Origin of the sequence: Haemophilus sp. HN_Hi16 (genome assembly GCF_049823435.1) — a bacterium.
GTDB classification, from domain to species: Bacteria; Pseudomonadota; Gammaproteobacteria; order Enterobacterales; family Pasteurellaceae; genus Haemophilus; species Haemophilus influenzae_D.
On sequence record NZ_CP187500.1, the window covers coordinates 320,410 to 343,437 of the forward strand.

Annotated in this window: 25 protein-coding genes and 1 pseudogene; 19 read left to right on the forward strand and 7 right to left on the reverse strand. The window is 38.1% G+C overall.

What is annotated here, in order from left to right:
• The first annotated feature begins 8 nt into the window (after positions 1–8).
• From ftsB to ispF, 3 genes are read left to right on the forward strand one after another with little or no spacing between them, the layout of a single operon-like run.
• The gene (gene ftsB / locus ACPT9C_RS01565) at positions 9–287 is read left to right on the forward strand and encodes a cell division protein FtsB (RefSeq protein ID WP_050948950.1); all 279 of its coding nucleotides are present in this window, start codon (positions 9–11) and stop codon (positions 285–287) included.
• On the forward strand, positions 287–964 hold the full coding sequence (gene ispD, locus ACPT9C_RS01570) for a 2-C-methyl-D-erythritol 4-phosphate cytidylyltransferase (RefSeq protein WP_050948951.1): 678 nt from the start codon (positions 287–289) through the stop codon (positions 962–964). The genes ftsB and ispD overlap by 1 nt, the downstream gene beginning before the upstream one ends.
• Complete coding sequence (gene ispF, locus ACPT9C_RS01575; protein ID WP_005658971.1) at positions 961–1,437, forward strand: 2-C-methyl-D-erythritol 2,4-cyclodiphosphate synthase; 477 nt, start codon at positions 961–963, stop codon at positions 1,435–1,437. The genes ispD and ispF overlap by 4 nt, the downstream gene beginning before the upstream one ends.
• Before the next feature lie 43 nt (positions 1,438–1,480).
• On the opposite strand, the gene ACPT9C_RS01580 is transcribed toward ispF, so the two are convergent.
• The 4 genes from ACPT9C_RS01580 to ACPT9C_RS01595 form a co-directional block, all read right to left on the reverse strand.
• Positions 1,481–1,648 carry a hypothetical protein gene (locus tag ACPT9C_RS01580; RefSeq protein WP_171970165.1) on the reverse strand — a complete coding sequence of 56 codons (168 nt, stop codon included), beginning with the start codon at positions 1,646–1,648 and terminating at the stop codon, positions 1,481–1,483.
• 265 nt (positions 1,649–1,913) lie between these two features.
• The gene (gene dtd, locus ACPT9C_RS01585) at positions 1,914–2,348 is read right to left on the reverse strand and encodes a D-aminoacyl-tRNA deacylase (RefSeq protein ID WP_118879813.1); all 435 of its coding nucleotides are present in this window, start codon (positions 2,346–2,348) and stop codon (positions 1,914–1,916) included.
• Positions 2,345–2,785, reverse strand: a complete 441-nt coding sequence (gene mioC / locus ACPT9C_RS01590) for an FMN-binding protein MioC (RefSeq protein ID WP_118879814.1) — start codon at positions 2,783–2,785, stop codon at positions 2,345–2,347. Before mioC ends, dtd begins: the two co-directional genes overlap by 4 nt.
• Positions 2,786–2,882: 97 nt before the next feature.
• On the reverse strand, positions 2,883–3,101 hold the full coding sequence (locus ACPT9C_RS01595; RefSeq protein WP_005650820.1) for a cell division protein ZapB: 219 nt from the start codon (positions 3,099–3,101) through the stop codon (positions 2,883–2,885).
• Positions 3,102–3,262: 161 nt separating this feature from the next.
• Between ACPT9C_RS01595 and glpX the strand changes: the two genes are divergently transcribed.
• The 4 genes from glpX to ACPT9C_RS01615 all read left to right on the forward strand — a co-directional run bounded on the left by glpX (position 3,263) and on the right by ACPT9C_RS01615 (position 6,114).
• Positions 3,263–4,264, forward strand: coding sequence for a class II fructose-bisphosphatase (glpX, locus tag ACPT9C_RS01600; RefSeq protein ID WP_118879815.1), 1,002 nt, complete (start codon positions 3,263–3,265; stop codon positions 4,262–4,264).
• Positions 4,265–4,469: 205 nt separating this feature from the next.
• A complete protein-coding gene (locus ACPT9C_RS01605; RefSeq protein ID WP_048942802.1) occupies positions 4,470–4,778 on the forward strand; it encodes a helix-turn-helix domain-containing protein in 309 nt (102 codons plus the stop codon).
• A complete protein-coding gene (locus ACPT9C_RS01610) occupies positions 4,766–5,086 on the forward strand; it encodes a HipA N-terminal domain-containing protein (protein WP_011272158.1) in 321 nt (106 codons plus the stop codon). The genes ACPT9C_RS01605 and ACPT9C_RS01610 overlap by 13 nt, the downstream gene beginning before the upstream one ends.
• Positions 5,083–6,114, forward strand: a complete 1,032-nt coding sequence (locus ACPT9C_RS01615; RefSeq protein ID WP_118879816.1) for a type II toxin-antitoxin system HipA family toxin — start codon at positions 5,083–5,085, stop codon at positions 6,112–6,114. Before ACPT9C_RS01610 ends, ACPT9C_RS01615 begins: the two co-directional genes overlap by 4 nt.
• An 82-nt stretch (positions 6,115–6,196) precedes the next feature.
• Here the strand turns inward: ACPT9C_RS01615 and cydC are convergent, their stop codons facing one another.
• Positions 6,197–7,855 carry a thiol reductant ABC exporter subunit CydC gene (gene cydC / locus ACPT9C_RS01620; RefSeq protein ID WP_118879817.1) on the reverse strand — a complete coding sequence of 553 codons (1,659 nt, stop codon included), beginning with the start codon at positions 7,853–7,855 and terminating at the stop codon, positions 6,197–6,199.
• Positions 7,848–9,593, reverse strand: coding sequence for an ABC transporter ATP-binding protein/permease (locus ACPT9C_RS01625; RefSeq protein ID WP_044345224.1), 1,746 nt, complete (start codon positions 9,591–9,593; stop codon positions 7,848–7,850). The genes cydC and ACPT9C_RS01625 overlap by 8 nt, the downstream gene beginning before the upstream one ends.
• A gap of 306 nt (positions 9,594–9,899) precedes the next feature.
• Here ACPT9C_RS01625 and ACPT9C_RS01630 point away from each other — a divergent pair, with 306 nt between their 5' ends.
• The 8 genes and pseudogenes from ACPT9C_RS01630 to ACPT9C_RS01665 all read left to right on the forward strand — a co-directional run bounded on the left by ACPT9C_RS01630 (position 9,900) and on the right by ACPT9C_RS01665 (position 18,156).
• Positions 9,900–12,950 (forward strand): TonB-dependent hemoglobin/transferrin/lactoferrin family receptor, encoded by a 3,051-nt coding sequence (locus ACPT9C_RS01630; protein ID WP_061837034.1) that lies wholly within the window; start codon positions 9,900–9,902, stop codon positions 12,948–12,950.
• 139 nt (positions 12,951–13,089) lie between these two features.
• A pseudogene (locus tag ACPT9C_RS01635) lies at positions 13,090–13,278 on the forward strand (type II toxin-antitoxin system RelE/ParE family toxin); the annotation flags it as partial.
• Positions 13,271–13,567 carry a helix-turn-helix domain-containing protein gene (locus tag ACPT9C_RS01640; protein WP_005650837.1) on the forward strand — a complete coding sequence of 99 codons (297 nt, stop codon included), beginning with the start codon at positions 13,271–13,273 and terminating at the stop codon, positions 13,565–13,567. The pseudogene ACPT9C_RS01635 and the gene ACPT9C_RS01640, both read left to right, overlap by 8 nt.
• Before the next feature lie 183 nt (positions 13,568–13,750).
• Positions 13,751–15,667, forward strand: coding sequence for an ABC transporter ATP-binding protein (locus tag ACPT9C_RS01645; protein WP_050949050.1), 1,917 nt, complete (start codon positions 13,751–13,753; stop codon positions 15,665–15,667).
• 9 nt (positions 15,668–15,676) lie between these two features.
• The gene (locus ACPT9C_RS01650) at positions 15,677–16,213 is read left to right on the forward strand and encodes a DNA topoisomerase family protein (protein ID WP_050949051.1); all 537 of its coding nucleotides are present in this window, start codon (positions 15,677–15,679) and stop codon (positions 16,211–16,213) included.
• Positions 16,214–16,228: 15 nt separating this feature from the next.
• Complete coding sequence (locus ACPT9C_RS01655) at positions 16,229–16,780, forward strand: Sua5/YciO/YrdC/YwlC family protein (RefSeq protein ID WP_050949052.1); 552 nt, start codon at positions 16,229–16,231, stop codon at positions 16,778–16,780.
• 3 nt (positions 16,781–16,783) lie between these two features.
• Positions 16,784–17,602: a shikimate dehydrogenase gene (gene aroE, locus ACPT9C_RS01660; protein WP_050949053.1), complete on the forward strand. Its 819-nt coding sequence runs from the start codon at positions 16,784–16,786 to the stop codon at positions 17,600–17,602.
• The gene (locus tag ACPT9C_RS01665; RefSeq protein ID WP_050949054.1) at positions 17,599–18,156 is read left to right on the forward strand and encodes a DNA-3-methyladenine glycosylase I; all 558 of its coding nucleotides are present in this window, start codon (positions 17,599–17,601) and stop codon (positions 18,154–18,156) included. The genes aroE and ACPT9C_RS01665 overlap by 4 nt, the downstream gene beginning before the upstream one ends.
• Here ACPT9C_RS01665 and ACPT9C_RS01670 read toward each other — a convergent pair.
• Positions 18,153–18,917, reverse strand: coding sequence for a glycosyltransferase family 2 protein (locus ACPT9C_RS01670; RefSeq protein ID WP_050949055.1), 765 nt, complete (start codon positions 18,915–18,917; stop codon positions 18,153–18,155). The two genes, ACPT9C_RS01665 and ACPT9C_RS01670, sit on opposite strands and share 4 nt — an antisense overlap.
• 62 nt (positions 18,918–18,979) lie before the next feature.
• On the opposite strand from ACPT9C_RS01670, the gene waaA reads away from it, so the two are divergent.
• Genes waaA through rep form a run of 4 tightly spaced genes read left to right on the forward strand, consistent with a single transcriptional unit; the run spans position 18,980 to position 22,960 of the window.
• Entirely contained in the window at positions 18,980–20,263 is a 1,284-nt protein-coding gene (waaA, locus tag ACPT9C_RS01675; protein ID WP_050949056.1) for a lipid IV(A) 3-deoxy-D-manno-octulosonic acid transferase, read from the forward strand.
• Complete coding sequence (gene coaD, locus ACPT9C_RS01680; RefSeq protein ID WP_050949057.1) at positions 20,260–20,730, forward strand: pantetheine-phosphate adenylyltransferase; 471 nt, start codon at positions 20,260–20,262, stop codon at positions 20,728–20,730. Before waaA ends, coaD begins: the two co-directional genes overlap by 4 nt.
• On the forward strand, positions 20,727–20,939 hold the full coding sequence (locus ACPT9C_RS01685; protein WP_005629976.1) for a YceK/YidQ family lipoprotein: 213 nt from the start codon (positions 20,727–20,729) through the stop codon (positions 20,937–20,939). The genes coaD and ACPT9C_RS01685 overlap by 4 nt, the downstream gene beginning before the upstream one ends.
• 5 nt (positions 20,940–20,944) lie before the next feature.
• Positions 20,945–22,960, forward strand: coding sequence for a DNA helicase Rep (gene rep, locus ACPT9C_RS01690; protein WP_050949058.1), 2,016 nt, complete (start codon positions 20,945–20,947; stop codon positions 22,958–22,960).
• Positions 22,961–23,028 lie beyond the last annotated feature (68 nt).

A 23,028-nucleotide genomic window follows, 5' to 3' on the forward strand; every position in this document is an offset into this window, starting at 1 on the left:
ATATCCGTATGCGACTTCTTATTTTAATCCTCCTTTCAGTATTAGTATTGTTTCAATATGATTTTTGGTTTGGCAGTAACGGCTTTTTAGATTATCGTCAAAATGCTGAGAAAATTAAGGAAAATCAAGCAAAAAATGAAAAGCTATCTCAACGTAATCAGCGTATTAATGCAGAAATTCAAGGATTAACAAAAGGTTTTGAAGCGATCGAAGAACGCGCACGAATGCAACATGGCTTAGTGAAAGAAAATGAAGTGTTCTATCATATTGTAAAAGAGAGTAAATAATGGCTCGTTCAATTATTGCGGTCTTGCCTGCGGCTGGTGTTGGTTCACGGATGCAAGCGGATAAACCTAAACAATATTTAACGCTGCTTGGCAAAACACTGCTTGAACATACACTCGATGTGATGCTTTCTTATCCTGCCGTATCTAAAATTATTTTGGCTGTAAGCAAAGATGATCCTTATATTTCTACACTATCGCTCGATCCTAAAATTCAGCTAGTAGAAGGTGGCACAACGCGAGCTGAATCTGTCTTAAATGGTTTAAATGCAATTGCGGAAAAAAATGCGTGGGTGCTTGTTCACGATGCTGCTCGCCCTTGTTTACAACATGCTGATATTGATAAATTGTTAGCTATTGAAGATGAACAAGGTGCGATTTTGGCAATCCCAGCAACAGATACGATTAAACGGGCGGATAATCAGCAATGTATTGTGAAAACAGAAGATCGTAGCCAGCTTTGGCAAGCAATGACACCGCAGTTTTTCCCAGTAGATATATTAAGACATGCGCTTTCCACAGGAATTCAACAAGGTGCGAATATAACAGATGAAGCATCAGCAATGGAACTGGCTGGATTTCGACCGCACTTAGTGGCTGGACGTAGCGATAATTTAAAAGTGACTCGTCCAGAAGATTTAGCATTAGCAGAATTTTATTTAACAAGGAATAAATTATGATCAGAATTGGACACGGCTTTGATGTTCACGCTTTTGGCGAAGATCGTCCATTAATTATTGGTGGTGTAGAAGTGCCTTATCACACTGGCTTTATTGCGCACTCTGATGGCGATGTAGCACTACACGCATTAACTGATGCAATCTTGGGGGCAGCGGCTTTAGGCGATATTGGAAAACTTTTCCCAGATACCGATATGCAATATAAAAATGCGGATAGTCGAGGCTTACTGCGTGAAGCGTTTCGTCAAGTGCAAAAAAAGGGATATAAAATTGGTAATGTCGATGTCACTATCATTGCACAAGCACCTAAAATGCGCCCACATATTGATGCAATGCGTGCCAAAATAGCTGAAGATCTCCAATGCGATATTGAGCAAGTTAATGTAAAAGCAACGACTACCGAAAAATTAGGCTTTACAGGAAGACAAGAAGGCATTGCTTGTGAAGCCGTTGCTCTTTTAATCCGACAATAATTGCCTATCCTTAAAAGTGCGGTGAAATTTTAAAAGAATTTCATCACAGTTTTAACCAAAGGAAAGGCATACCATATTCTTGTACTGTCAGTTTGTAGTTGATAATACAAACAATAAATGAAAAGGTTTCGGTGCAAGAAAGGAAGTTTGCGCCGTTTGGCATTGCACTGTGCAATTTGCCTATTGGGTTTGGTGGGCTGTTGTCTGACATTCCCGATTATCCCAAATCAGTGAAATAATAAGCGATTGCTCGTTATTATTAAGTGGTCATTGGTGAAAGGAAACGCCCATTTATAGGTGAGGGAGCAATGGAGGGCTTCAGTCCGCCTTTTTGCTTACCAACCTTGTTGTTAGGTAATATGTGGTTCATTATTAATTGATGGAATTTATACGTTTTAACAAGAATATTCCATTCACTAAACCATTTAATAAACAAATGTAAAACAGCGAGCTTATTACCAAATTCGATTTTCTTGTTATACATTTAACCAAAACGTCACAGGCCCATCATTTGTTAAGCTCACTTGCATATCCGCTGCAAATTGCCCTGTTGAAACAGGTAATTTCTCACCGCACTTTTGGATAAAATATTCATATAATTCATTAGCCAATGCTGGGGACGCACCTTTTGAAAAACTCGGGCGTAAACCTTTTTGTGTATCCGCCGCTAATGTAAATTGCGAAACAATAAGTAATTCCCCTTGTGCTTGTTGAACATTTAAATTCATTTTGTCATTTTCATCACTGAAAATTCGATAATTAAGCACTTTTTCAGCAAGCTTATCTACTTTTTCTCGGTTATCTTCTTTTTCTACACCAAGTAAAACCAATAACCCCTTTCCAATTTGCCCTATTGTTTCGCCATTTACATCCACTTTTGCTTGAGACACACGCTGAATTAGGGCAATCATTTCAATCCCTCAATAAAATTCGGTAACCATTCTTCAGCATAACTTTCTTGATCATCCACGTTTAACACGTCAATTTTTAAAGTCTCACAAATTTTGACCGCACTTTTTGCTTGAAGTGTTTGCTCCACTTTGTCCGCTGCATAGCAAAAAGTATCATAATCAGAATTACCTAATCCAACGACCGCAAAGCGAACATCTGAAAAATCCTTTTGGCTATCAACTAATTCATCAAATAGAGGTTTTAAATTGTCTGGTAATTCGCCTGCACCGTACGTTGAAGTGACAATCAGCCAAATTTTCTCGTTTTCAATGTCAGATAAATTTGGTCCGTGAAAAAGTGCGGTGGAAAAACCTTGAGTTTCTAAAACATCGTTTAAATGCTCGGCAACATATTCCGCACCACCTAAAGTGCTGCCTGAAAGAATACAAATGTGCATTTTATTATCCTATATTTATTTTCTTCTCAAAGAGAAAAGAAAATTATTGAAATGATTAAAATAAAAAGGCTTAGAAAATCTAAGCCTTTTACTACGATTAAACGTTATCAAACTTACCAAGTAATGAACGAATATGCTCTTGCCAATTACGATGTTCGTTTTTCAGCTGTTCATTTTCAGTTTGTAAGTTTTCGATATTTCTTTGAGATTCTGCATTTTTCTCTTTTAATTCTTCAACTTCTAATTGAAGTAATTGGATAGTTTCTACCGCTTGTTTAATTTTTTCTTCAAGCTGGTCTAAAATTTCTAAAGACATAATGATTTCCTTTTAAATATGGGTAAGTTTAGGGGTATTTTACCCAGTAAATTTACCTTTTTAAAGCATTGAATAAAAATTTATTATGCAAACGATTACTCAGTGATAGAATAATGCTATTTTTGCCATAATCTTGAAAAATAAGCAGAAGGAGAATAATAATGAATCGAGCATTAGCCATTGAATTTTCACGAGTGACAGAAGCTGCCGCTCTAGCAGCTTACACGTGGCTTGGTCGAGGAGATAAAAATGCGGCAGACGATGCAGCGGTAAAAGCGATGCGTTATATGCTGAATTTGATTCATATGGACGCTGAAATCGTTATAGGAGAGGGCGAAATTGATGAAGCCCCAATGCTTTATATTGGCGAAAAAGTCGGTTCTGGCTTAGGGGAATTAGTTTCTATCGCTGTAGATCCTATTGATGGTACACGTATGACCGCAATGGGGCAATCTAATGCTATTTCTGTCTTGGCTGCAGGTGGCAAAAATACCTTTTTAAAAGCACCAGATATGTATATGGAAAAATTAGTGGTGGGTTCAAATGTAAAAGGCATCATTGATTTAAATTTACCACTGGAACAAAATCTTCGCCGCATCGCATCTAAACTAGGAAAATCCCTTTCTGACCTTACCGTAATGGTATTAGCAAAACCACGTCACGAGGCCATAATTAAACAAATACATAATTTGGGTGCGAAAGTATTGGCAATTCCTGATGGCGATGTAGCAGGTTCTGTACTTTGCTGCTTACCTGATGCTGAAGTCGATCTTCTTTATGGAATTGGTGGCGCACCAGAAGGCGTGGCAGCTGCTGCAGCCATTCGAGCATTAGGTGGCGATATGCAAGCGCGGTTAATCCCACGCAATGAAGTAAAAGGCGACACCGAAGAAAATAAAAAAATTGCATCTGATGAAATTCAACGCTGTGCAGCTCTGGGCGTAAAAGTGAATGAAGTGTTAAAACTGGAAGATCTCGTGCGTGATGACAATCTTGTATTTACTGCAACAGGCATTACCAATGGCGATTTGCTTAAAGGTATCTCCCGAAAAGGCAATTTAGCCAATACTGAAACCATTTTAATTCGAGGAAAATCCCGCACAATTCGTAAAATCCAATCCATTCATTATTTGGATGACCTTTATAAGGTTTTGAATATTTAGCTCAAGCAAACAACATTTTAATTAATTTAATCTGCTCTCCAAAAAGCTGAACAAATGACTTACTAAACAGGGAGCAGATTTTAAAATGTCATTTTTAAATAATTAAATCATTTTTTCTCAAAAAAAATATCAAAAAAGATATTCTAAAAACAAATATATTCATATATGATATAAAAAATATTTTATTAAAATAAAAGTATCAAATATGAATAACCTTAGTACGCAATTAGAAAATCAAATTGATGAATTAAAAAAGCTTCAGCAAGCTGTTATTGCCTATGAGCAAGCACAGAGACAACAGCTTTATGCAGGGAAAATTACCGATCTCAAAGTATTTGGAAAAATGCTCAATGATAAGCGTAAATCACTTGGTATTGAGCTGAGTATGCTAGAACTGCAAACTGGCGTGTCTATTTCTACCTTGAATCGCTTATTTCAAGATCCAAGCCAAGTTCGATTTACAACCGTGTTTCTTGTTGCTCAAACATTAGGGGTTTCACTATGCGCGATTTAGTCCGCTCGGGAAAAGTATTTCTCTACGGCGAATTTATTGGTTTACTTAGAGAAGATCATCGTGGTTTTCATTTTGCTTACAATCCCGATTATCAAGGAATACCGCTCTCTCTCAGCTTTCCTATTGAGCAAAGCCCTTTTCATTCTGACACCTTATTCCCTTATTTTGCATCCCTCGTCCCCGAAGGCTGGCTAAAACACAAATATGCACTTCATCAACGAATTGATGAAAGCGATATGTTTCGCTTTTTACTTAATAACGGGGAAAATATGTTAGGTGCAGTGCAAATTCAGGAGGAAAAACAATGAATTTTTGTCGTATTTTATTAAAGCCATTGAAGAAAAATGAAGTTCATTCTGGTTACAGCACAAAAGGTTTACACTATCTTACAGGCAATAAACATTTTAATCCTGAATTGCCCTTTTCTCGCCAAGAATTTATTACAGTGAAACCCCAAAAACAGCAAGGGATGAGCATTTCAGGTTTTCAACCAAAATTACAGCTTATTATCAAAGATGATCACTTTGACAGCGTAGATCAACAGGGACATTACATTTTAAAGCCTTCGCCCGAAGAGTATCCTTTTTTAGCTGAAAATGAACACGCCACCATGCGCATTATGAAAGAATTAGGGTTTGATGTGCCAGAAAATGGTTTAGTTTCTTTTGCTGGCGAACAAAATCAGAAGGAATTTGCTTTTGTTATAAAGCGTTTTGATCGTGATGAACAGCAAAAACCAATGCACCAAGAACAACTTGATGGTGCAATGAATATTCGAGACAAGTACGGAAAAATAGGTACTGATAATGAGCAATATGTGAGTTATGAACAAATTGCTAAGTTTATTTTACAACACACTGAAAATCATTTAGCTCAGCAACAAGAGATTTTCCGTCGAATTATTTACGCTTATTTATTAGGAAATAATGATCTTCACTTACGCAATTTTTCATTTATTTATCCCAAAAATAGTCATCCAAAACTTGCTCCAATTTATGACTTTGTATCGGTGTCGCCCTATCCTGAAATATTTAATTCAACACTACTTGCTTTGCCATTGTTAGCACGAGAAGAGGGTAATGCCACACTCGCCAAAGGATTTAATACTCAATACGGTGAATATATCGGCGATGATTTTGTCGAGTTTGGGGAAAATATTGGATTAAATAAAAATGTGATTATTCAAAAATTAATTCCTGAAATTACACAAGAAAAGGAAAAGGTGGAGCAGATTTATTCACAATCCTTTATGCCGCAACCGCATATTGATTGCGTACTGAAAACTTACCGCAAGCGTTTAATGTTACTTAACGTATTAAATGAACCTGAACTATAAAATCTAAAGGGAATATTTACCGCACTTTTTCCCTCCAACAAAAAAATCGCACCTTAACAGTGCGATTTTTTGTTGTCTTAGTTTAGGACATTCTGCCGTTTTCTATGCCAATCACTTGATCGCAAATTGCCATAGTGGATTGGCGGTGGCTGACGAGAATAATTAATTTTTCAGCTTTAACATCGAGTAATGATTTCAAAATCATTGCTTCGTTTAAGCTATCCAAATTACTAGTTGGCTCATCAAGCAAGATAATCGGGGCATTATGCAAGAATGCTCGTGCAATACCGATACGTTGTTTTTCTCCGTCAGAGAGATTGCCACCCAATTCGGTCATTTTTGTTTGATAGCCTTGTGGCAAACTCAAAATAAAATCATGAATTGAGGCTTTCTTCGCCGCTTCCATAATTTCTTCTAAGGTTGCATCACGGCGCGCAAGGCGAATATTTTCCTCAATGGTTTCGTTGAAAATATAGGTTTGCTGAGTAATGTATGCCATATTGTCACGCAAGCTACGGGTGTTGATGTTTGGTAAGGTTTCACCGTTAATTTTAATGCTGCCTGATTTAGGATCGTAAAAACGCATCAGCAATTTCAACAAGGTACTTTTACCGCTGCCGCTTCTGCCGTGAATACCTAAAATTTCGCCTTTTTTCACAGATAAGCTGACATCCGATAAAATTTGTTCTTCGCCGTAAGCGAAGTTTAGGTTCTCGACATCAATGTGAGAAATCTCTTTTAAATCCACCGCACTTTCTACGTCTTTTAACTCTGGCTCTTCCGCTAATAAACTTAATACTCGTTCGCCAGAAGCCAAAGTTTGTAATAAGTTGCTTGAAAGGTTACTTAAGGCGATAACTGGCCCATAGCTCGACATTAATAAAATCACGCCGATTAAAAAGGCTGAGAAATCAATTTTATCTAAGCTAAATAAAATTAAGCCAGTAAACAGCATAATAATGTTGAAAACGGATACTGCCACTTCAGTATAAACACGAACTTTCGCTTCTTGATCTTTAATACGCTCAAAAGCTGTATCGATTTTTTGGCTACGTTGTTGGATTTCTGCTAAACGTTGTTTCGCATAACCAAAAAGCTGAATTTCTTTCATACCACGCACGCTGTCAAGGAAGAAGTCATTCATTTCGCCGACTAATTCACGATAGCGTCTGCCATCTTCACGAGCTAATTTGGTCGTGATAATCGGTAAAATCACGCCCACAGTTAAATAAGCGGCTAATGCCACAAGCACAAACCAACCAGAAAGATGCGCAAAGACCAACAATAAAATCGCAGAGGTAAAGAACGCAATCATAATTGGTGCGATGGTGTGTGCATAAAATACTTCGAGCAATTCGATATCGTTAGTCACCAAAGACACTAATTGCCCTGCTTGTTTATCTTGCAACTTAACAAAAGCCAAACGACGCAAAGAAGAAAACACTTTGTCACGCAATAATGCCAATAATTTAAAAGCAATATAATGCCCTGACATTTGCTCTAAATAACGCAATACGCCACGAGCCACCGCCAATACGATAAGTGCGGTCAAAATTCCAGAAAAACTTAAATGGGTGTCAAAGTTTAAGAGATTTACTAACCCCATCGCCCCCAGCGCCATAATAAAGATGGCAGCCAGAAAACCGAGCGTCCCCATAGTAATGGTAAACGCCATAATGTGCGCCAGTGGTGTCACTAATTTCAACAAATGCCCCATTACAACAAAACCATTTTTACGCATTTGCCACCTCTCTAATTTGTTCTAAATCTTTTTGTTGTTGGAACATTTCAGCATACGCACCTTGTTTTGCCATTAAAGTTTCGTGTGTGCCTTGCTCAATCAATTTGCCTTGGTCAAGTACGTTAATACAGTCGGCATTTACCGCATTTGCCAAGCGGTGAGAAATCATCACAATGGTTTTTTGTTGTTTAAATTGTTGAATAAACTGCAAAATAATTTCTTCGCTTTCCACATCAATATTACTGGTCGCTTCATCAAAAATATAAAGCTCGGCATTGTGTAATAAAGCACGCGCTAAAGCTAAACGTTGAATTTGACCGCCCGATAAATTTGTGCCACGGCTTAATAGCTGCATATCTAAGCCGCCATTTTCGCGTACAAATTGGGCGAGATTCACTTGTTCTAAACAAGCATAAATTTGCTCGTCTGTTGCATCAATTTTCGCCATCGTCATATTTTCACGCAGTGTGCCTTTAAACACATAACTGCTGTGGCTTACTAATGATACTTTTTGATAGAAAGAAGTGCGGTCTATATTGAGGGCGTTTTGTCCATTAAACAAAATCTCACCTTGTTGCGCTTGATTAAAGCCCATCAACAACGAAACTAAGGTCGATTTACCGCAACCACTTTTACCCACAAATACCGTAAGCTGATTTGGTAAGATACTCAAATCTAAACCTGTAATTGCTGGTTTTTCTTCACTATAAGAAAAATGCAGATCTTTAATTTCCACTTGAACGTTATTTTTTGCTTCAAAATCCACCGCACTTTGTTGTGTTTCCACTGGCGTATCAAGTAATGTGAAAATCTTATCTGAAGCCGCTTTGCCATTCATCGCCACATGGAAGAATGAACCAAGCAAACGAAGGGGAATAAAGAACTCGGAGGAAAGTAGAATAAATAAAATCACGCCTAACACGCTGAGTTGTGCATTTTGGAATTGCAATAGTGCGGTTAAAATCCCGATAGCTGCGCCACCATAAGCGAGTAAATCCATCAGTGATACCGAGTTAAGCTGCATAGTAAGTACTTTCATGGTAATTTTGCGGAAATGCTCAGCCTCTTTATCCATCGCTTTCGCTTTATAAGCGTCGTCTTGATAGATTTTTAGCGTAATTAAACCTTGTAAGTTATCTAAAAAGCTGCTGCCTAATCCCACATAAATCGACCAATATTTTGCCAAGAGTTTTTTCGCGATTTTATTTACTGCGATAATCGACATTGGGATAAGCGGCACGCAAATCAACAAAATCACGGCAGTTTTAAAACTGAAAAAAATCAAGAAAACAAAGAGGGTAAGCGGTGCAAGCAAACTATAAAAAAGCTGCGGCAAATAACGCCCAAAGTAAATTTCAAGCTGTTCCACACCTTCTGATGCCACTTGAATAATGCTTGAGGTGGATTGCTGGTTCACTTGGTTAAGCGGCATAGAAGCCAATTTACGATAAATAAGGCTACGCAATTCATGCTTCACTTTTGTGCTGGCAAAATAAGACGCCTGCACCGATTTTTTCCCTGCAAAAGCACGCAATGCCAATGCTGCAATCAAAACGATGCCAAAAATGACCGCACTTAACAGGCTTAATTCGTGAAAATAAGCCGCCTGTAAAATATAAGAAAACACGACGGCACTAATAATCCCGCCAACTAACGCCACCCAATTCCACAACACCGTGACGCCAATCCATTTTTTGCTATCAGCCACCGTGTTAATTAGGCGTTTATCTATCATCATAATGATTACTCCTAAAATAAAAAGAAGTACGCATAGAAAGAATTATGCGTACTTAATGTAGGGTGGGCTTTAGCCCACCAAAATATCTCACGATTGTTTGATGGTGGGCTGAAGCCCACCCTACAATTACTAATATCAACAATCAACGGCTCGCATTATAGGAAACAAGCTCGTTTAAATACAGAAAATAATGAGAATAATTTTTATTTCTTGATTTTGATCAAAAATACACTTTTAGTATTGTGAGAGAATGCTTTTTTCTATAATATATTTGAGAATTATTATTATTTTTTTATGGGATTAAATATGACCAATTTTAGATTAAACGTGCTTGCCTATTCCGTTATGCTTGGGCTAACGGCAGGTGTTGCTTATGCTGAACCAACCAACCAACCAACCAACCAACCAACCAACCAACCAACCAACCAACCAACCAACCAACCAACCAACCAACCAACCAACCAACCAACCAACCAACCAACCAACCAAAATAGTAATGTTTCTGAACAACTAGAGCAAATTAATGTATCTGGTTCTACCGAAAATAGTGATTCGAAAACACCGCCAAAAATTGCTGAAACGGTAAAAACGGCTAAAACGCTGGAAAGAGAACAAGCAAACAACATTAAAGACATCGTTAAATATGAGACTGGCGTTACTGTTGTTGAAGCTGGGCGTTTTGGGCAAAGCGGTTTTGCCATTCGTGGTGTAGATGAAAATCGTGTAGCGATTAATATTGATGGATTACGTCAAGCTGAAACCCTATCTTCTCAAGGCTTTAAAGAGCTTTTTGAGGGTTATGGTAACTTCAATAATACGCGTAATGGTGCAGAAATTGAAACTTTAAAAGAAGTAAATATTACAAAAGGGGCAAATTCAATCAAAAGTGGTAGTGGTTCCTTAGGTGGATCTGTAATTTATAAAACAAAAGATGCGAGAGATTATCTCCTTAACAAGGATTACTATGTAAGCTACAAAAAGGGATACGCTACAGAAAATAATCAATCATTCAATACGCTAACTCTTGCAGGACGTTATAAAAAGTTTGATGCCTTAGTGGTTACAACAAGAAGAAATGGACACGAACTTGAAAACTATGATTACAAAAATGCAGATAGCCTTACTCAAGGTAAACGAAGAGAAAAAGCAGACCCATACAAAATTGAACAAGATAGTACATTATTAAAATTATCTTTTAACCCTACAGAAAATCATCGTTTTACCCTTGCAGCAGATTTATATGAACATCGTTCTCGTGGGCAAGATTTATCCTATACATTAAAATATCAACGTAGTGGTAATGAAACCCCTGAAGTTGAATCTAGACATACAAATGATAAAACAAAGAGACGTAATATTTCCTTTAGCTATGAAAATTTCTCTCAAACTCCATTTTGGGATACATTAAAACTCACTTATTCTGATCAACGTATTAAAACTCGTGCACGCACAGATGAGTATTGTGATGCTGGTGTAAGACATTGTCAAGGCACAGAAAATCCTACGGGACTAAAATTAACAAATGGGAAAATAACACGTCGAGATGGATCAAAACTTAAATTTAAGAAAAAAAACGGTAGTGATGACACCTATGACTTCAATAAATTTATTGATACTGATAATCAAGTAATAGAAGGTAAACTAACCCTAGGGAGATCCTCTGAAACTTGGTACGATTGCTCAATATTTAATTGTGAAAATGGTACAAAAATAAAAGTTTTTGAGGGTAACAATTATTATGGCCATGATGGAAAATGGAAAGAAGTTGAACTTGAAACAAAAGAATTAAATGGCAAAACATTCGCTAGAATAAAGAATGAGACAAATGATAGTAAAATAAAATCTATTCTTCCCTCTTCACCTGGTTATTTAGAACGCCTCTGGCAAGAGAGAGATTTAGACACCAACACCCAACAATTAAATTTAGATTTAACCAAAGACTTCAAAACTTGGCATATTGAACATAATCTACAATATGGTGGATCATATAATACCGCGATGAAACGAATGGTTAATCGTGCTGGCAACGATGCTTTTGATGTGCAATGGTGGGCGCCAAGAACATTAGGGGAAAGATATGATTTTTATCAACGTAAAGATATTGTAGAAACTTGTGCAAATACTTCTCAGTGGAAAGCTAACCTTTGCCCTCGAGTTGATCCTGAATTTTCTTACTTATTACCCATTAAAACAACAGGAAAATCAGTCTATCTCTTTGATAATTTTGTTATAACTGATTATTTATCTTTTGATTTAGGTTATCGTTATGACAATATCCATTATCAACCAAAATATAAACACGGTATCACACCCAAATTACCCGATGATATTGTGAAAGGATTATTTATTCCATTGCCTAAAGGTCAGTCATGTAACTGGTGTGCGGGTGGATATTATTCGCCTGATGAAGATCAGATAAAACAAAATGCTATAGATAACATAAATTATATTGCAAGCCAAAAGAAAAAATATAAAGCGCATTCTTATAGTTTTGTTTCAACGATTGATCCAACGAGTTTTCTTCGTTTACAACTAAAATATTCTAAAGGTTTTAGAACACCAACTTCAGATGAAATGTATTTCACCTTTAAACACCCTGATTTCACTATTTTGCCAAATACTGATCTAAAACCAGAAATAGCAAAAACCAAAGAAATTGCTTTCACATTACATAATGATGATTGGGGATTTATCTCGACAAGTCTGTTTAAGACTAACTATAAAAACTTTATTGACCTAATATTTAAAGGGGAACAAGATTTCCCTTTAGTTAGCGGAGGTAGCTCATTACCATTTTCTCTTTATCAAAATATAAATAGAGATAATGCGTCTTTAAAAGGTATTGAAATTAATTCAAAAGTATTACTTGGTAAAATGGCAAAATTTATGGATGGATTTAACCTGAGCTATAAATATACCTATCAAAAAGGCAGAATGGATGGCAATATTCCTATGAATGCGATTCAGCCTAAAACGATGGTATATGGTTTAGGATATGATCATCCAAATCATAAATTTGGTTTCGATTTCTATACGACACATGTAGCAAGTAAAAATCCAGAAGATACTTATGATATTTATGCGAAAGATAAAAACCAAACCAACACTAGCATAAAATGGCGTAGTAAATCTTATACTATTCTAGATTTAATTGGATATGTGCAACCAATTAAAAACTTAACCATAAGAGCTGGTGTATATAATCTTACAAATCGTAAATATATTACTTGGGATTCTGCGCGTTCAATTCGTTCATTTGGTACAAGTAATGTTATAGAACAAACAACAGGATTAGGCATTAACCGCTTCTACGCACCAGGTAGAAATTATAAGATGTCAGTGCAGTTTGAATTCTAAACTTATCTAAAATCAAAAGTGCGGTAAATTTTTACCGCACTTTTTCTTGAGAAAGAATCTACCTTTTACTCTCTCTTTCAAAGCCAATGTTCAAACATCGGCATTTGTGTAAAATCTCCTTGAAAATCAACCTCTTTTTGCTATTTTAGACGGTGAAATTTGGGAACTTCGCCCAATTAGGGATCGCATCTTGTTTGCAAGATTAATGGACGGTCGCTTTGTCTTACTACATCAATTTATGAAGAAAACACAAAAAACGCCAAAACGAGAAATCCAAACTGCCCAACAACGCTTAAGTGAATTAAAAGAGAGATTGAAAAATGAATAAAATCAGCCCATTAGGTTCAAATTGGAATGAGTTTGAACAGCAAATTTTCAATGAAGAAGAAATCCGCGAAAGTAATTTGCGTGTAGCCTTAATTAAAGAATTGATTACTTCTCGCCAGCAACTTGGGATTTCCCAAAAACAACTTGAAACCTTAAGCGGTGTGAAGCAACCTATGATTGCACGCATTGAAAAAGGACAAACGAATCCTCAACTTGAAACGTTGTTAAAATTGCTCGCTCCCTTGGGGAAAACCCTGTCGATTGTGCCTCTAAGGGTAAAAAATGCCTAAGATATACCCATTATTTTCATATTGACTTGTTATATTTTCATTAAGTTTTCTCAATAAATAGTTTTTATTGCACCTTATTATACGTGGCTTTTTTGACTAGAAAATCGATAAAATCGGAATAGACTGTTCCGAGAAAAGGAAAAATATTGCAAAATAGCCTCAAATTAAGACCTATGTAGAAAAATGATTATATTTAGTAACTTATCCTTAAAACGAGGGCAAACGGAGCTTCTCGAAAATGCTTCTGCTACCATTAATCCTAAGCAAAAAGTCGGTTTAGTGGGGAAGAATGGTTGTGGAAAATCTTCGCTTTTTGCCTTATTAAAAAAAGAATTAACGCCAGAGGGGGGCGAGGTAAATTACCCATCAAATTGGCGAGTATCTTGGGTAAATCAAGAAACACCTGCATTGGATATTTCTGCGATTGATTATGTGATTCAAGGGGATCGTGAATATTGCCGTTTGCAACAAGAGCTTGAACAAGCAAATGAACGCAATGACGGTAACGCCATTGCGCGTATTCATGGGCAATTAGAAATGTTGGATGCGTGGACAATTCAATCTCGTGCCGCTTCGTTATTGAATGGTTTAGGATTTAGTCAAGAAGAAACAACTCAGCCAGTGAAAGCCTTTTCGGGCGGTTGGCGGATGCGTTTGAATTTGGCACAAGCTCTGCTTTGTCCATCAGATTTATTGTTACTTGATGAACCGACCAACCATTTGGATTTGGATGCGGTTATTTGGTTGGAGCGTTGGCTAGTGCAATATCAAGGCACTTTGGTATTAATTTCTCACGACCGTGATTTTCTCGATCCGATTGTGACAAAAATCCTCCATATCGAAAATCAGAAGCTCAACGAATACACGGGCGATTATTCTTCCTTTGAAGTGCAACGAGCGACTAAACTGGCACAACAAACAGCGATGTATCGTCAGCAACAACAAAAGATTTCCCATTTACAAAAATATATTGATCGCTTTAAAGCCAAAGCCACCAAAGCCAAACAGGCACAAAGCCGTATGAAAGCATTGGAAAGAATGGAGCTGATTGCGCCTGCTTATGTGGATAACCCTTTTACCTTTGAATTTCGTCCACCACAATCCTTGCCAAATCCCTTAGTAATGATTGAGCAAGCGAGTGCAGGTTACGGCATTGGAGAAAGTGCGGTAGAAATTTTAAGTAAAATTAAACTGAATTTGGTGCCAGGTTCGCGGATTGGTTTGCTCGGTAAAAATGGTGCGGGAAAATCAACCTTAATTAAATTATTAGCGGGAGAACTGACCGCACTTTCAGGCACCGTGCAGTTGTCAAAAGGCGTGCAGCTTGGCTATTTTGCTCAGCATCAATTAGATACTTTACGCGCAGACGAATCCGCCCTGTGGCATATGCAAAAACTCGCACCAGAGCAAACGGAGCAACAAGTTAGGGATTATTTGGGCAGTTTTGCGTTCCACGGCGATAAAGTAAATCAAGCAGTGAAATCCTTTTCTGGTGGAGAAAAAGCCCGCTTGGTGTTGGCTTTGATTGTTTGGCAACGACCGAATTTGCTATTACTTGATGAACCGACTAACCATTTGGATTTGGATATGCGTCAGGCATTAACGGAAGCGCTGGTGGATTACGAAGGTTCTTTGGTGGTGGTGTCGCACGATCGTCATTTATTACGCAATACCGTGGAAGAATTTTATTTAGTTCACGATAAAAAAGTGGAAGAATTTAAAGGCGATTTAGAAGACTATCAAAAATGGCTGAATGAACAAAACAGTACGTCTGAAAATAAAGTTTCAGAAAAAGTGGGCGATAATGAAAATTCGGTTCAAAATCGTAAGGAACAAAAACGCCGTGAAGCAGAGTTACGCCAACAAACTGCACCATTACGTAAAAAAATCACGCAATTAGAAGAAAAAATGAATAAATTTTCTTCTGAGCTTGCGAACATAGAAAATCAACTGGCAGATGCCGAATTATATAATGCCGAAAATAAAGAAAAATTGACCGCACTTTTGGCTCAACAAGTGGATGTGAAGAAAGCATTGGATGATGTAGAAATGGAATGGATGACCGCACAGGAAGAATTGGAAGAAATGCTTCAAGCATAAGGATAGATTATGAATCAAAGCCTTTTTCATCATAGCAAACAACAGGAATATTGCCCTCAATGTGGCGCACCTTTGCAAATTAAACAAGGCAAAAAAGGGCTATTTTTAGGTTGCTCTGCTTATCCTGAATGTGATTATTTGCGTCCTTTGCAACGATCGGAGCATAAAGTATTAAAAACACTTGATGAAATTTGCCCGAAGTGCGGTAATTTATTGCAGTTGAAACAAGGCAGTTTTGGGATGTTTATTGGTTGTAGCCATTATCCTGAATGCGATTTTGTGGTGCGAGAAGAATCTGAGACTGAGGAAAAAATTGCTTGTCCTGAATGTAAAACGGGGCATTTGATTTCTCGTCGGGGTCGCCAAGGAAAAATTTTTTACGGCTGTGATAATTTCCCTAAATGTAAATTTTCTTTGCCTGCCAAACCTTACATCGTGCCTTGCCCAACCTGCCATTTCCCACTTTCTTTGTTAAAAAGTGAAGATGGGGAAAAACAAATTTTCCAGTGTGCAAATAAAACTTGCCGTCATATTTTTGAGCAATAAAAGTAAAAGAGTGAAATGAATAGAGAACAAATCGCCGAGGCACTTCGACAAAATCAAGTGGTCGCTTATCCCACTGAAGCTGTGTTTGGCTTGGGCTGTAATCCGCAAAGTGAAAGTGCGGTAAAAAAATTACTTGATTTAAAGCAACGCCCAGTGGAAAAAGGGCTGATTTTAGTGGCACCTAGCTTGGATTTTTTCCGTCCTTTTGTTGATTTTGAGCTGATTAACGATGAGCAGCTTTCTCGCCTGCAAGGTAAATATGAACGTCCAACGACTTGGATTGTGCCAGCTAAATCGACAACCTCGCATTTTCTCACAGGCAAATTTGATAGCATCGCAGTACGTTTGTGCGATCACTCGTCTGTGAAAGCCTTGTGTGAACTCGTGGGGTTTGCATTAACTTCAACGAGCGCAAATCTGACAGGAGAGCCACCTTGTCGCATCGCCGATGAAGTGCGGTTACAATTCGGTGCAGATTTTCCAGTATTAGATGAAACTGTGGGAGATGCACGCAATCCATCTGAAATTCGAGACTTACGTACAAATCAACTTTTTAGACAGGGATAATTTATGGATCTTTATGCCGTGTGGGGCAACCCGATTGTGCAAAGTAAATCGCCGTTGATTCAAAATAAGTTAGCAGCGCAAACCCATCAAACTATGGAATACATCGCAAAATTAGGCAATCTTGATTCTTTTGAACAACAGCTTTTGGCATTTTTTGAGGAGGGTGCGAAAGGTTGCAATATTACTTCGCCTTTTAAAGAACGTGCCTATCAACTGGCAGACGAATATAGCCAACGAGCCAAATTGGCGGAATCCTGTAATACGCTCAAAAAACTCGATGATGGAAAACTTTATGCGGATAACACTGATGGGATTGGCTTAGCGACGGATTTACAACGTTTAAATTGGCTTCATCCAAATCAACGCATATTAATTCTAGGAGCAGGCGGAGCGACAAAAGGCGTATTATTGCCACTTTTGCAAGCTCAACAAAATATTGTGCTTGCCAACCGCACTTTTTCCAAAGCCAAAGAATTAGCTGAAAGATTTCAGCCTTACGGCAATATTCAAGCAGCCTCAATGGATTCTATTCCACTACAAACTTATGATGTAGTGATTAATGCAACTTCCGCCGGATTAAGTGGTGGAATTGCCCCAGTTGATGCTGAAATTTTAAAATTGGGTTCAGCTTTTTACGATATGCAATATGCCAAAGGTGCAGATACACCATTTATCGCATTATGCAAAAGTTTGGGTTTAACCAATGTTAGTGATGGCTTTGGAATGCTGGTCGCACAAGCTGCACATTCTTTCCATTTATGGCGAGGCGTAATGCCAAATTTTGTCGCGGTTTATGAACAGCTTAAAAAGGCGATGTTATGATTACTCGATGCCCTTGGGTTGGCGAACAACCTATTTATATTGATTATCATGATAAGGAATGGGGAAAGCCTGAATTCGACAGCCAAAAGCTATTTGAAAAAATTTGTTTGGAAGGGCAGCAAGCAGGGCTTTCGTGGATTACGGTTTTGAAAAAACGTGAATCTTACCGTGTAGCCTTTCATCAATTTGATCCGAAAAAAATCGCAACAATGACCGCACTTGATATTGATGATTGTATGAAAAATGCAGGATTAATTCGCCATCGAGCCAAGTTAGAAGCCATTGTCAAAAATGCGAAAGCTTATTTAGAGATGGAAAAGTGCGGTGAAAATTTCAGTGATTTTATTTGGTCATTTGTCAATCATAAACCGATTGTTAATGATGTGCCTGATTTACGAACTGTACCAGCTAAAACAGAAGCATCTAAAGCACTTTCTAAAGCCTTAAAAAAACGTGGTTTCGTCTTTGTTGGCGAAACCACGTGTTATGCGTTTATGCAGTCTATGGGATTAGTGGACGATCATTTAAATGATTGTCCTTGCAAAACTCGCTAGTGTTTATGCTGATCTCGCTCCCATAAATCGGCGTATTTTACAAAGGTTGAATGCGCTGATAACACCGCTAATAAAAATCCTTGTTTACCATCTAAAAAACCTGCTTTTAACAAATACATTTTCACAAAACAACCGAGCGCGTGGGTAATTCCTTGCCAAAGTGTGGCTTTTTTTCCTTTAGCTTGGCGTTGGTCTGCCCATGCTTTTGCATAACCTGCGGATTTCACTAGATAATGATGGATGCTTTTATAAGTGAAATGCTCTAAATCCCCTGTTAATTTTTCTACTTTTGTGCCAGCTGGAAATTCCACTTTTTCATGTACAAGTGAGTCGTTATATTGCGCATAGTTTGTGCGATAGAGGCGAACCACATAATCGGGATACCAGCCTGAATGGCGAATTTCACGTCCAAATACTTCACTGACTCGTGGAATTTCATAAACGGTATTTTCTCGATTATTTTTGACCGCACTTAAAATAGCCTGTTGTAGCTTGGGGGTAACGCGTTCGTCTGCATCTAACCAAAGTACATAATCACTGGTTACATATTGTTGGGCTAATTGGCGTTGTCTTCCAAACCCTTGCCAGTCTCTATTTTCATAGAATTTCGCCCCATAACTGAGTGCAATTTCTTTGGTGTTATCTGTACTGCCAGAATCTAGAATAATAATTTCATCCACCCAATCTTTTACAGTGTCTAAGCAATTGGCGAGGTCTTGTGCTTCATTTTTTACAATCATTGCAACGCTAATTGTAGGCATATTTTCAATCCTTTTTTTGCTATACTAGCCGAAATTTTTTCAAGTATAACCGAATTTCATTTATGTGGCGTTTTTTTTATACCAGCTTGCTTTTAATTTGCCAGCCGTTGATATTGTGTTTTATTGGCTTGCTCAGTGTTAAATCTCCACGTTATCGTCAGCGTTTGGCTGAACGTTATGGTTTTTATGGCAATGCGTCTTGCCCACCACCACAAGGGATCTTTATCCACGCAGCCTCCGTAGGAGAAGTGATTGCTGCGACACCGCTAGTTCGCCAATTACAACAAGATTATCCGCATTTATCCATTACTTTTACAACTTTTACTCCCACAGGTTCAGAACGCGTAAAAGCCACTTTTGGAAACAGCGTTTTTCATTATTATCTCCCCTTTGATTTGCCTTTTTCGATCCATCGTTTTATTAATTTTGTACAACCTAAATTATGTATCGTGATGGAAACAGAACTTTGGCCTAATCTTATTCATCAATTATTTTTACGCAATATCCCATTTGTCATCGCTAATGCTCGTTTATCCGCACGTTCTGCACATCGTTACGGAAAAATAAAAGCGCGCTTACAAACAATGTGGTCGCAAATTAGTTTGATTGCAGCACAGGATCATATTAGCGGAAAACGCTATGCCACTTTGGGCTATCCAAAGGAAAAATTGAATATCACGGGCAATATTAAATATGATCTCTCGATCACTGATGAATTACGTGAAAAGATTGATGATTTACGATCTCTTTGGGTAAAAAATCGTCCAATTTGGATTGCAGCCAGTACGCATAACGGAGAAGATGAAATCATTTTAAAATCTCACCGCGCTTTGTTAGCAAAATACCCAAATTTATTGTTATTGCTCGTTCCTCGCCATCCAGAGCGTTTTAATATGGTGGCTGATTTACTCAAAAAGGAAAAATTCCAATTTATTCGCCGTTCTACAAATGAGTTACCAAATGAAAATACCCAAGTAATTTTGGGCGATAGTATGGGCGAACTTATGTTGATGTATGGCGTTTCTGATATTGCTTTTGTGGGGGGAAGCCTTGTGAAACATGGGGGGCATAATCCTTTAGAACCTCTTGCATTTAAAATGCCAGTGATTACTGGCAAGCATACTTTCAATTTCCCCGAGATATTTCGAATGCTGGTGGAAGTGCAAGGTGTGTTGGAAGTTAATTCAACCGCAGATTCCTTAGAACGCGCGGTAGAAGCCTTATTAAATTCAAAAGAGGCTAGCGAACGTTTAGGCAATGCAGGCTATGAAGTGCTGATGGAAAACCGAGGGGCATTACAGCGTTTGTTAGATTTATTAAAACCTTATTTGGAGCGTAATGTATGACGAGCGTGATTTATCCTGGCACTTTTGACCCGATTACAAACGGTCATTTAGATATAATTGAAAGAAGTGCGGTGATTTTTCCTCGTGTTTTAGTGGCGGTGGCAAATAGTCCAAGCAAAAAAACACTATTTTCTTTGGAGGAACGTGTAGAGCTTGTGCGTCAATCTGTTGCGCATTTATCCAATGTTGAGGTGTTTGGCTTTTCTGATTTGTTAGCCAATGTGATTAAACAGCACAATATTTCTGCCATTATTCGCGGCGTACGCACGACAACCGATTTTGAATATGAACTTCAATTGGCGGCACTGAATCGTTTACTCACAAAAGGCACAGATAGTCTGTTTTTCCCACCAGTAGAAAAATGGGCGTTTGTTTCTTCCACCATTGTACGTGAAATTTATTTACATGGCGGCGATGTCGCTGAGCTAGTTCCTGTGCCAGTATTCAATGCGTTAAAAGCACGATGATAAAAACCTTTATTTTTTTAACCGCACTTATCGTTTTGTCTGGTTGTGGTTCCGTGGTTAAACTTATCGATCCAACAGAAAAATATACCGCCTATGCAGGGGCGGCTTATGATCTTGAAATGGCTCAACAATGGGGATTGCCAATCTTAGATTTGCCCCTCTCATTTTTATTAGACACCGTATTACTGCCCTATGCGTGGGCTCAATAATTCTTATGAAACTTAATCCTCAACAACAACAAGCCGTTGAATATGTGACAGGCCCTTGTCTTGTGCTTGCTGGCGCAGGCTCTGGCAAAACTCGCGTAATCATTAATAAAATTGCCCATTTAATTGAAAAGTGCGGTTATTCTCCGAAACAAATTGCCGCAGTGACTTTTACCAACAAAGCCGCACGCGAGATGAAAGAGCGTGTAGCACATTCCATTGGCAAAGAACAATCCAAAGGCTTGCTTGTATCCACTTTTCATACGCTCGGTTTTGACATTATTAAGCGTGAATATAAAGCGTTGGGCTTTAAATCAAATATGACTTTGTTTGACGAGCACGATCAATTTGCGTTGTTAAAAGAGCTAACCGCTGATGTGTTAAAAGAAGATAAGGATTTATTACGCGAGTTAATTTCAGTGATTTCTAACTGGAAGAATGATTTGATTTCGCCAAAACAGGCATTTGCGTTGGCGCGTGGTGCAAAATATCAAACTTTTGCAAAATGTTATGAGCGTTACGCCACACAAATTCGAGCTTACAATGCTCTTGATTTTGATGATTTAATTATGTTGCCGACATTGTTGTTCAAGCAAAATGAAGAAGTGCGGTCAAAATGGCAGGCAAAAATTCGTTATTTGTTGGTGGATGAATATCAAGATACCAACACCAGCCAATATGAACTGATTAAACTTTTAGTGGGGGATCGTGCTTGTTTTACTGTGGTGGGCGATGATGACCAATCTATTTATTCGTGGCGTGGCGCACGACCAGAAAATATGGTGCGTTTACGCGATGATTTCCCTCGTTTGAACGTGATTAAGCTAGAGCAAAATTATCGTTCAACCCAACGTATTTTGCATTGTGCCAATATTTTGATTGATAACAATGACCACGTGTTTGATAAGAAACTCTTTTCAACCATTGGCGAAGGGGAAAAATTGCTTATTATCGAAGCAAAAAATGAAGAACACGAAGCAGAGCGGATTGTTGCCGAGTTGATCGCCCATCGTTTTAGCCGTAAAACTAAATATAAAGATTATGCGATTTTATATCGAGGCAATCATCAATCCCGATTACTCGAAAAAGTACTGATGCAAAACCGTATTCCTTACAAAATTTCGGGTGGTACTTCTTTTTTCTCCCGTGCAGAAATCAAAGATATGATGGCATATTTACGCTTGGTGGTGAATCAAGATGATGACGCCGCATTCCTGCGTATTGTGAATACACCGAAACGTGAAATTGGCACCGCCACGTTACAAAAACTTGGTGAGTTGGCTCAAGAAAAACACATCAGTTTGTTTGAGGCTATTTTTGAGTTTGCGCTTATTCAACGCATCACGCCAAAAGCCTATGATTCATTGCAAAAATTTGGCCGTTGGATTGTAGAACTTAATGATGAAATTCAACGTTCTGAACCAGAGCGAGCGGTACGTTCTATGTTATCCACGATTCATTATGAAGAATATTTGTACGAATACGCAACAAGCCCTAAAGCGGCAGAAATGCAAAGTAAGAATGTTGCCACGCTATTTGATTGGGTTGCGGATATGTTAAAAGGCGATGAAACCAATGAACCAATGAACCTTAATCAAGTAGTAACCCGCCTAACATTACGAGATATGTTGGAGCGAGGCGAAGACGATGATGAGAGCGATCAAGTTCAACTGATGACATTGCACGCCTCTAAGGGATTGGAATTCCCTTATGTTTATTTGATCGGTATGGAAGAGGGCATTTTGCCCCACCAAACTAGCATTGATGAAGACAACGTGGAAGAAGAACGCCGCTTGGCTTATGTTGGCATCACAAGAGCACAAAAAGAACTCACTTTTTCTTTGTGTCGAGAACGCCGTCAATATGGAGAATTAATTCGTCCAGAACCCAGCAGATTTTTAGCTGAATTACCCAATGACGATGTGTTATGGGAACGCGATAAACCAAAACTAACCACCGAGCAAAAACAAGAAAAAACACAAAATCAACTTGATAGATTGAGGGCGATTTTGAAAGGAGACTAGAAAATGGCTTTAAATGAAAAAATAATGGGGAGAAAGTGCGGCTAAGTTTTAAAGTATTTTTACAAATG

Excerpts from the sequence above, each read along its gene's own strand:
- ispD (WP_050948951.1), top strand. The coding sequence starts at position 287 with ATGGCTCGTTCAATTATTGCGGTCTTGCCTGCGGCTGGTGTTGGTTCA.
- aroE (WP_050949053.1), top strand. The coding sequence starts at position 16,784 with ATGGATCTTTATGCCGTGTGGGGCAACCCGATTGTGCAAAGTAAATCG.
- ACPT9C_RS01630 (WP_061837034.1), top strand. The coding sequence starts at position 9,900 with ATGACCAATTTTAGATTAAACGTGCTTGCCTATTCCGTTATGCTTGGG.
- ACPT9C_RS01595 (WP_005650820.1), bottom strand. The coding sequence starts at position 3,101 with ATGTCTTTAGAAATTTTAGACCAGCTTGAAGAAAAAATTAAACAAGCG.
- waaA (WP_050949056.1), top strand. The coding sequence starts at position 18,980 with ATGTGGCGTTTTTTTTATACCAGCTTGCTTTTAATTTGCCAGCCGTTG.
- cydC (WP_118879817.1), bottom strand. The coding sequence starts at position 7,855 with ATGCGTAAAAATGGTTTTGTTGTAATGGGGCATTTGTTGAAATTAGTG.
- ACPT9C_RS01625 (WP_044345224.1), bottom strand. The coding sequence starts at position 9,593 with ATGATGATAGATAAACGCCTAATTAACACGGTGGCTGATAGCAAAAAA.
- ACPT9C_RS01665 (WP_050949054.1), top strand. The coding sequence starts at position 17,599 with ATGATTACTCGATGCCCTTGGGTTGGCGAACAACCTATTTATATTGAT.
- ACPT9C_RS01685 (WP_005629976.1), top strand. The coding sequence starts at position 20,727 with ATGATAAAAACCTTTATTTTTTTAACCGCACTTATCGTTTTGTCTGGT.
- dtd (WP_118879813.1), bottom strand. The coding sequence starts at position 2,348 with ATGATTGCCCTAATTCAGCGTGTGTCTCAAGCAAAAGTGGATGTAAAT.
- ACPT9C_RS01645 (WP_050949050.1), top strand. The coding sequence starts at position 13,751 with ATGATTATATTTAGTAACTTATCCTTAAAACGAGGGCAAACGGAGCTT.
- rep (WP_050949058.1), top strand. The coding sequence starts at position 20,945 with ATGAAACTTAATCCTCAACAACAACAAGCCGTTGAATATGTGACAGGC.
- ACPT9C_RS01610 (WP_011272158.1), top strand. The coding sequence starts at position 4,766 with ATGCGCGATTTAGTCCGCTCGGGAAAAGTATTTCTCTACGGCGAATTT.
- ACPT9C_RS01655 (WP_050949052.1), top strand. The coding sequence starts at position 16,229 with ATGAATAGAGAACAAATCGCCGAGGCACTTCGACAAAATCAAGTGGTC.
- ACPT9C_RS01615 (WP_118879816.1), top strand. The coding sequence starts at position 5,083 with ATGAATTTTTGTCGTATTTTATTAAAGCCATTGAAGAAAAATGAAGTT.
- ispF (WP_005658971.1), top strand. The coding sequence starts at position 961 with ATGATCAGAATTGGACACGGCTTTGATGTTCACGCTTTTGGCGAAGAT.
- glpX (WP_118879815.1), top strand. The coding sequence starts at position 3,263 with ATGAATCGAGCATTAGCCATTGAATTTTCACGAGTGACAGAAGCTGCC.
- ACPT9C_RS01650 (WP_050949051.1), top strand. The coding sequence starts at position 15,677 with ATGAATCAAAGCCTTTTTCATCATAGCAAACAACAGGAATATTGCCCT.
- ACPT9C_RS01670 (WP_050949055.1), bottom strand. The coding sequence starts at position 18,917 with ATGCCTACAATTAGCGTTGCAATGATTGTAAAAAATGAAGCACAAGAC.
- ftsB (WP_050948950.1), top strand. The coding sequence starts at position 9 with ATGCGACTTCTTATTTTAATCCTCCTTTCAGTATTAGTATTGTTTCAA.
- mioC (WP_118879814.1), bottom strand. The coding sequence starts at position 2,785 with ATGCACATTTGTATTCTTTCAGGCAGCACTTTAGGTGGTGCGGAATAT.
- ACPT9C_RS01580 (WP_171970165.1), bottom strand. The coding sequence starts at position 1,648 with ATGTCAGACAACAGCCCACCAAACCCAATAGGCAAATTGCACAGTGCA.
- coaD (WP_050949057.1), top strand. The coding sequence starts at position 20,260 with ATGACGAGCGTGATTTATCCTGGCACTTTTGACCCGATTACAAACGGT.
- ACPT9C_RS01640 (WP_005650837.1), top strand. The coding sequence starts at position 13,271 with ATGAATAAAATCAGCCCATTAGGTTCAAATTGGAATGAGTTTGAACAG.
- ACPT9C_RS01605 (WP_048942802.1), top strand. The coding sequence starts at position 4,470 with ATGAATAACCTTAGTACGCAATTAGAAAATCAAATTGATGAATTAAAA.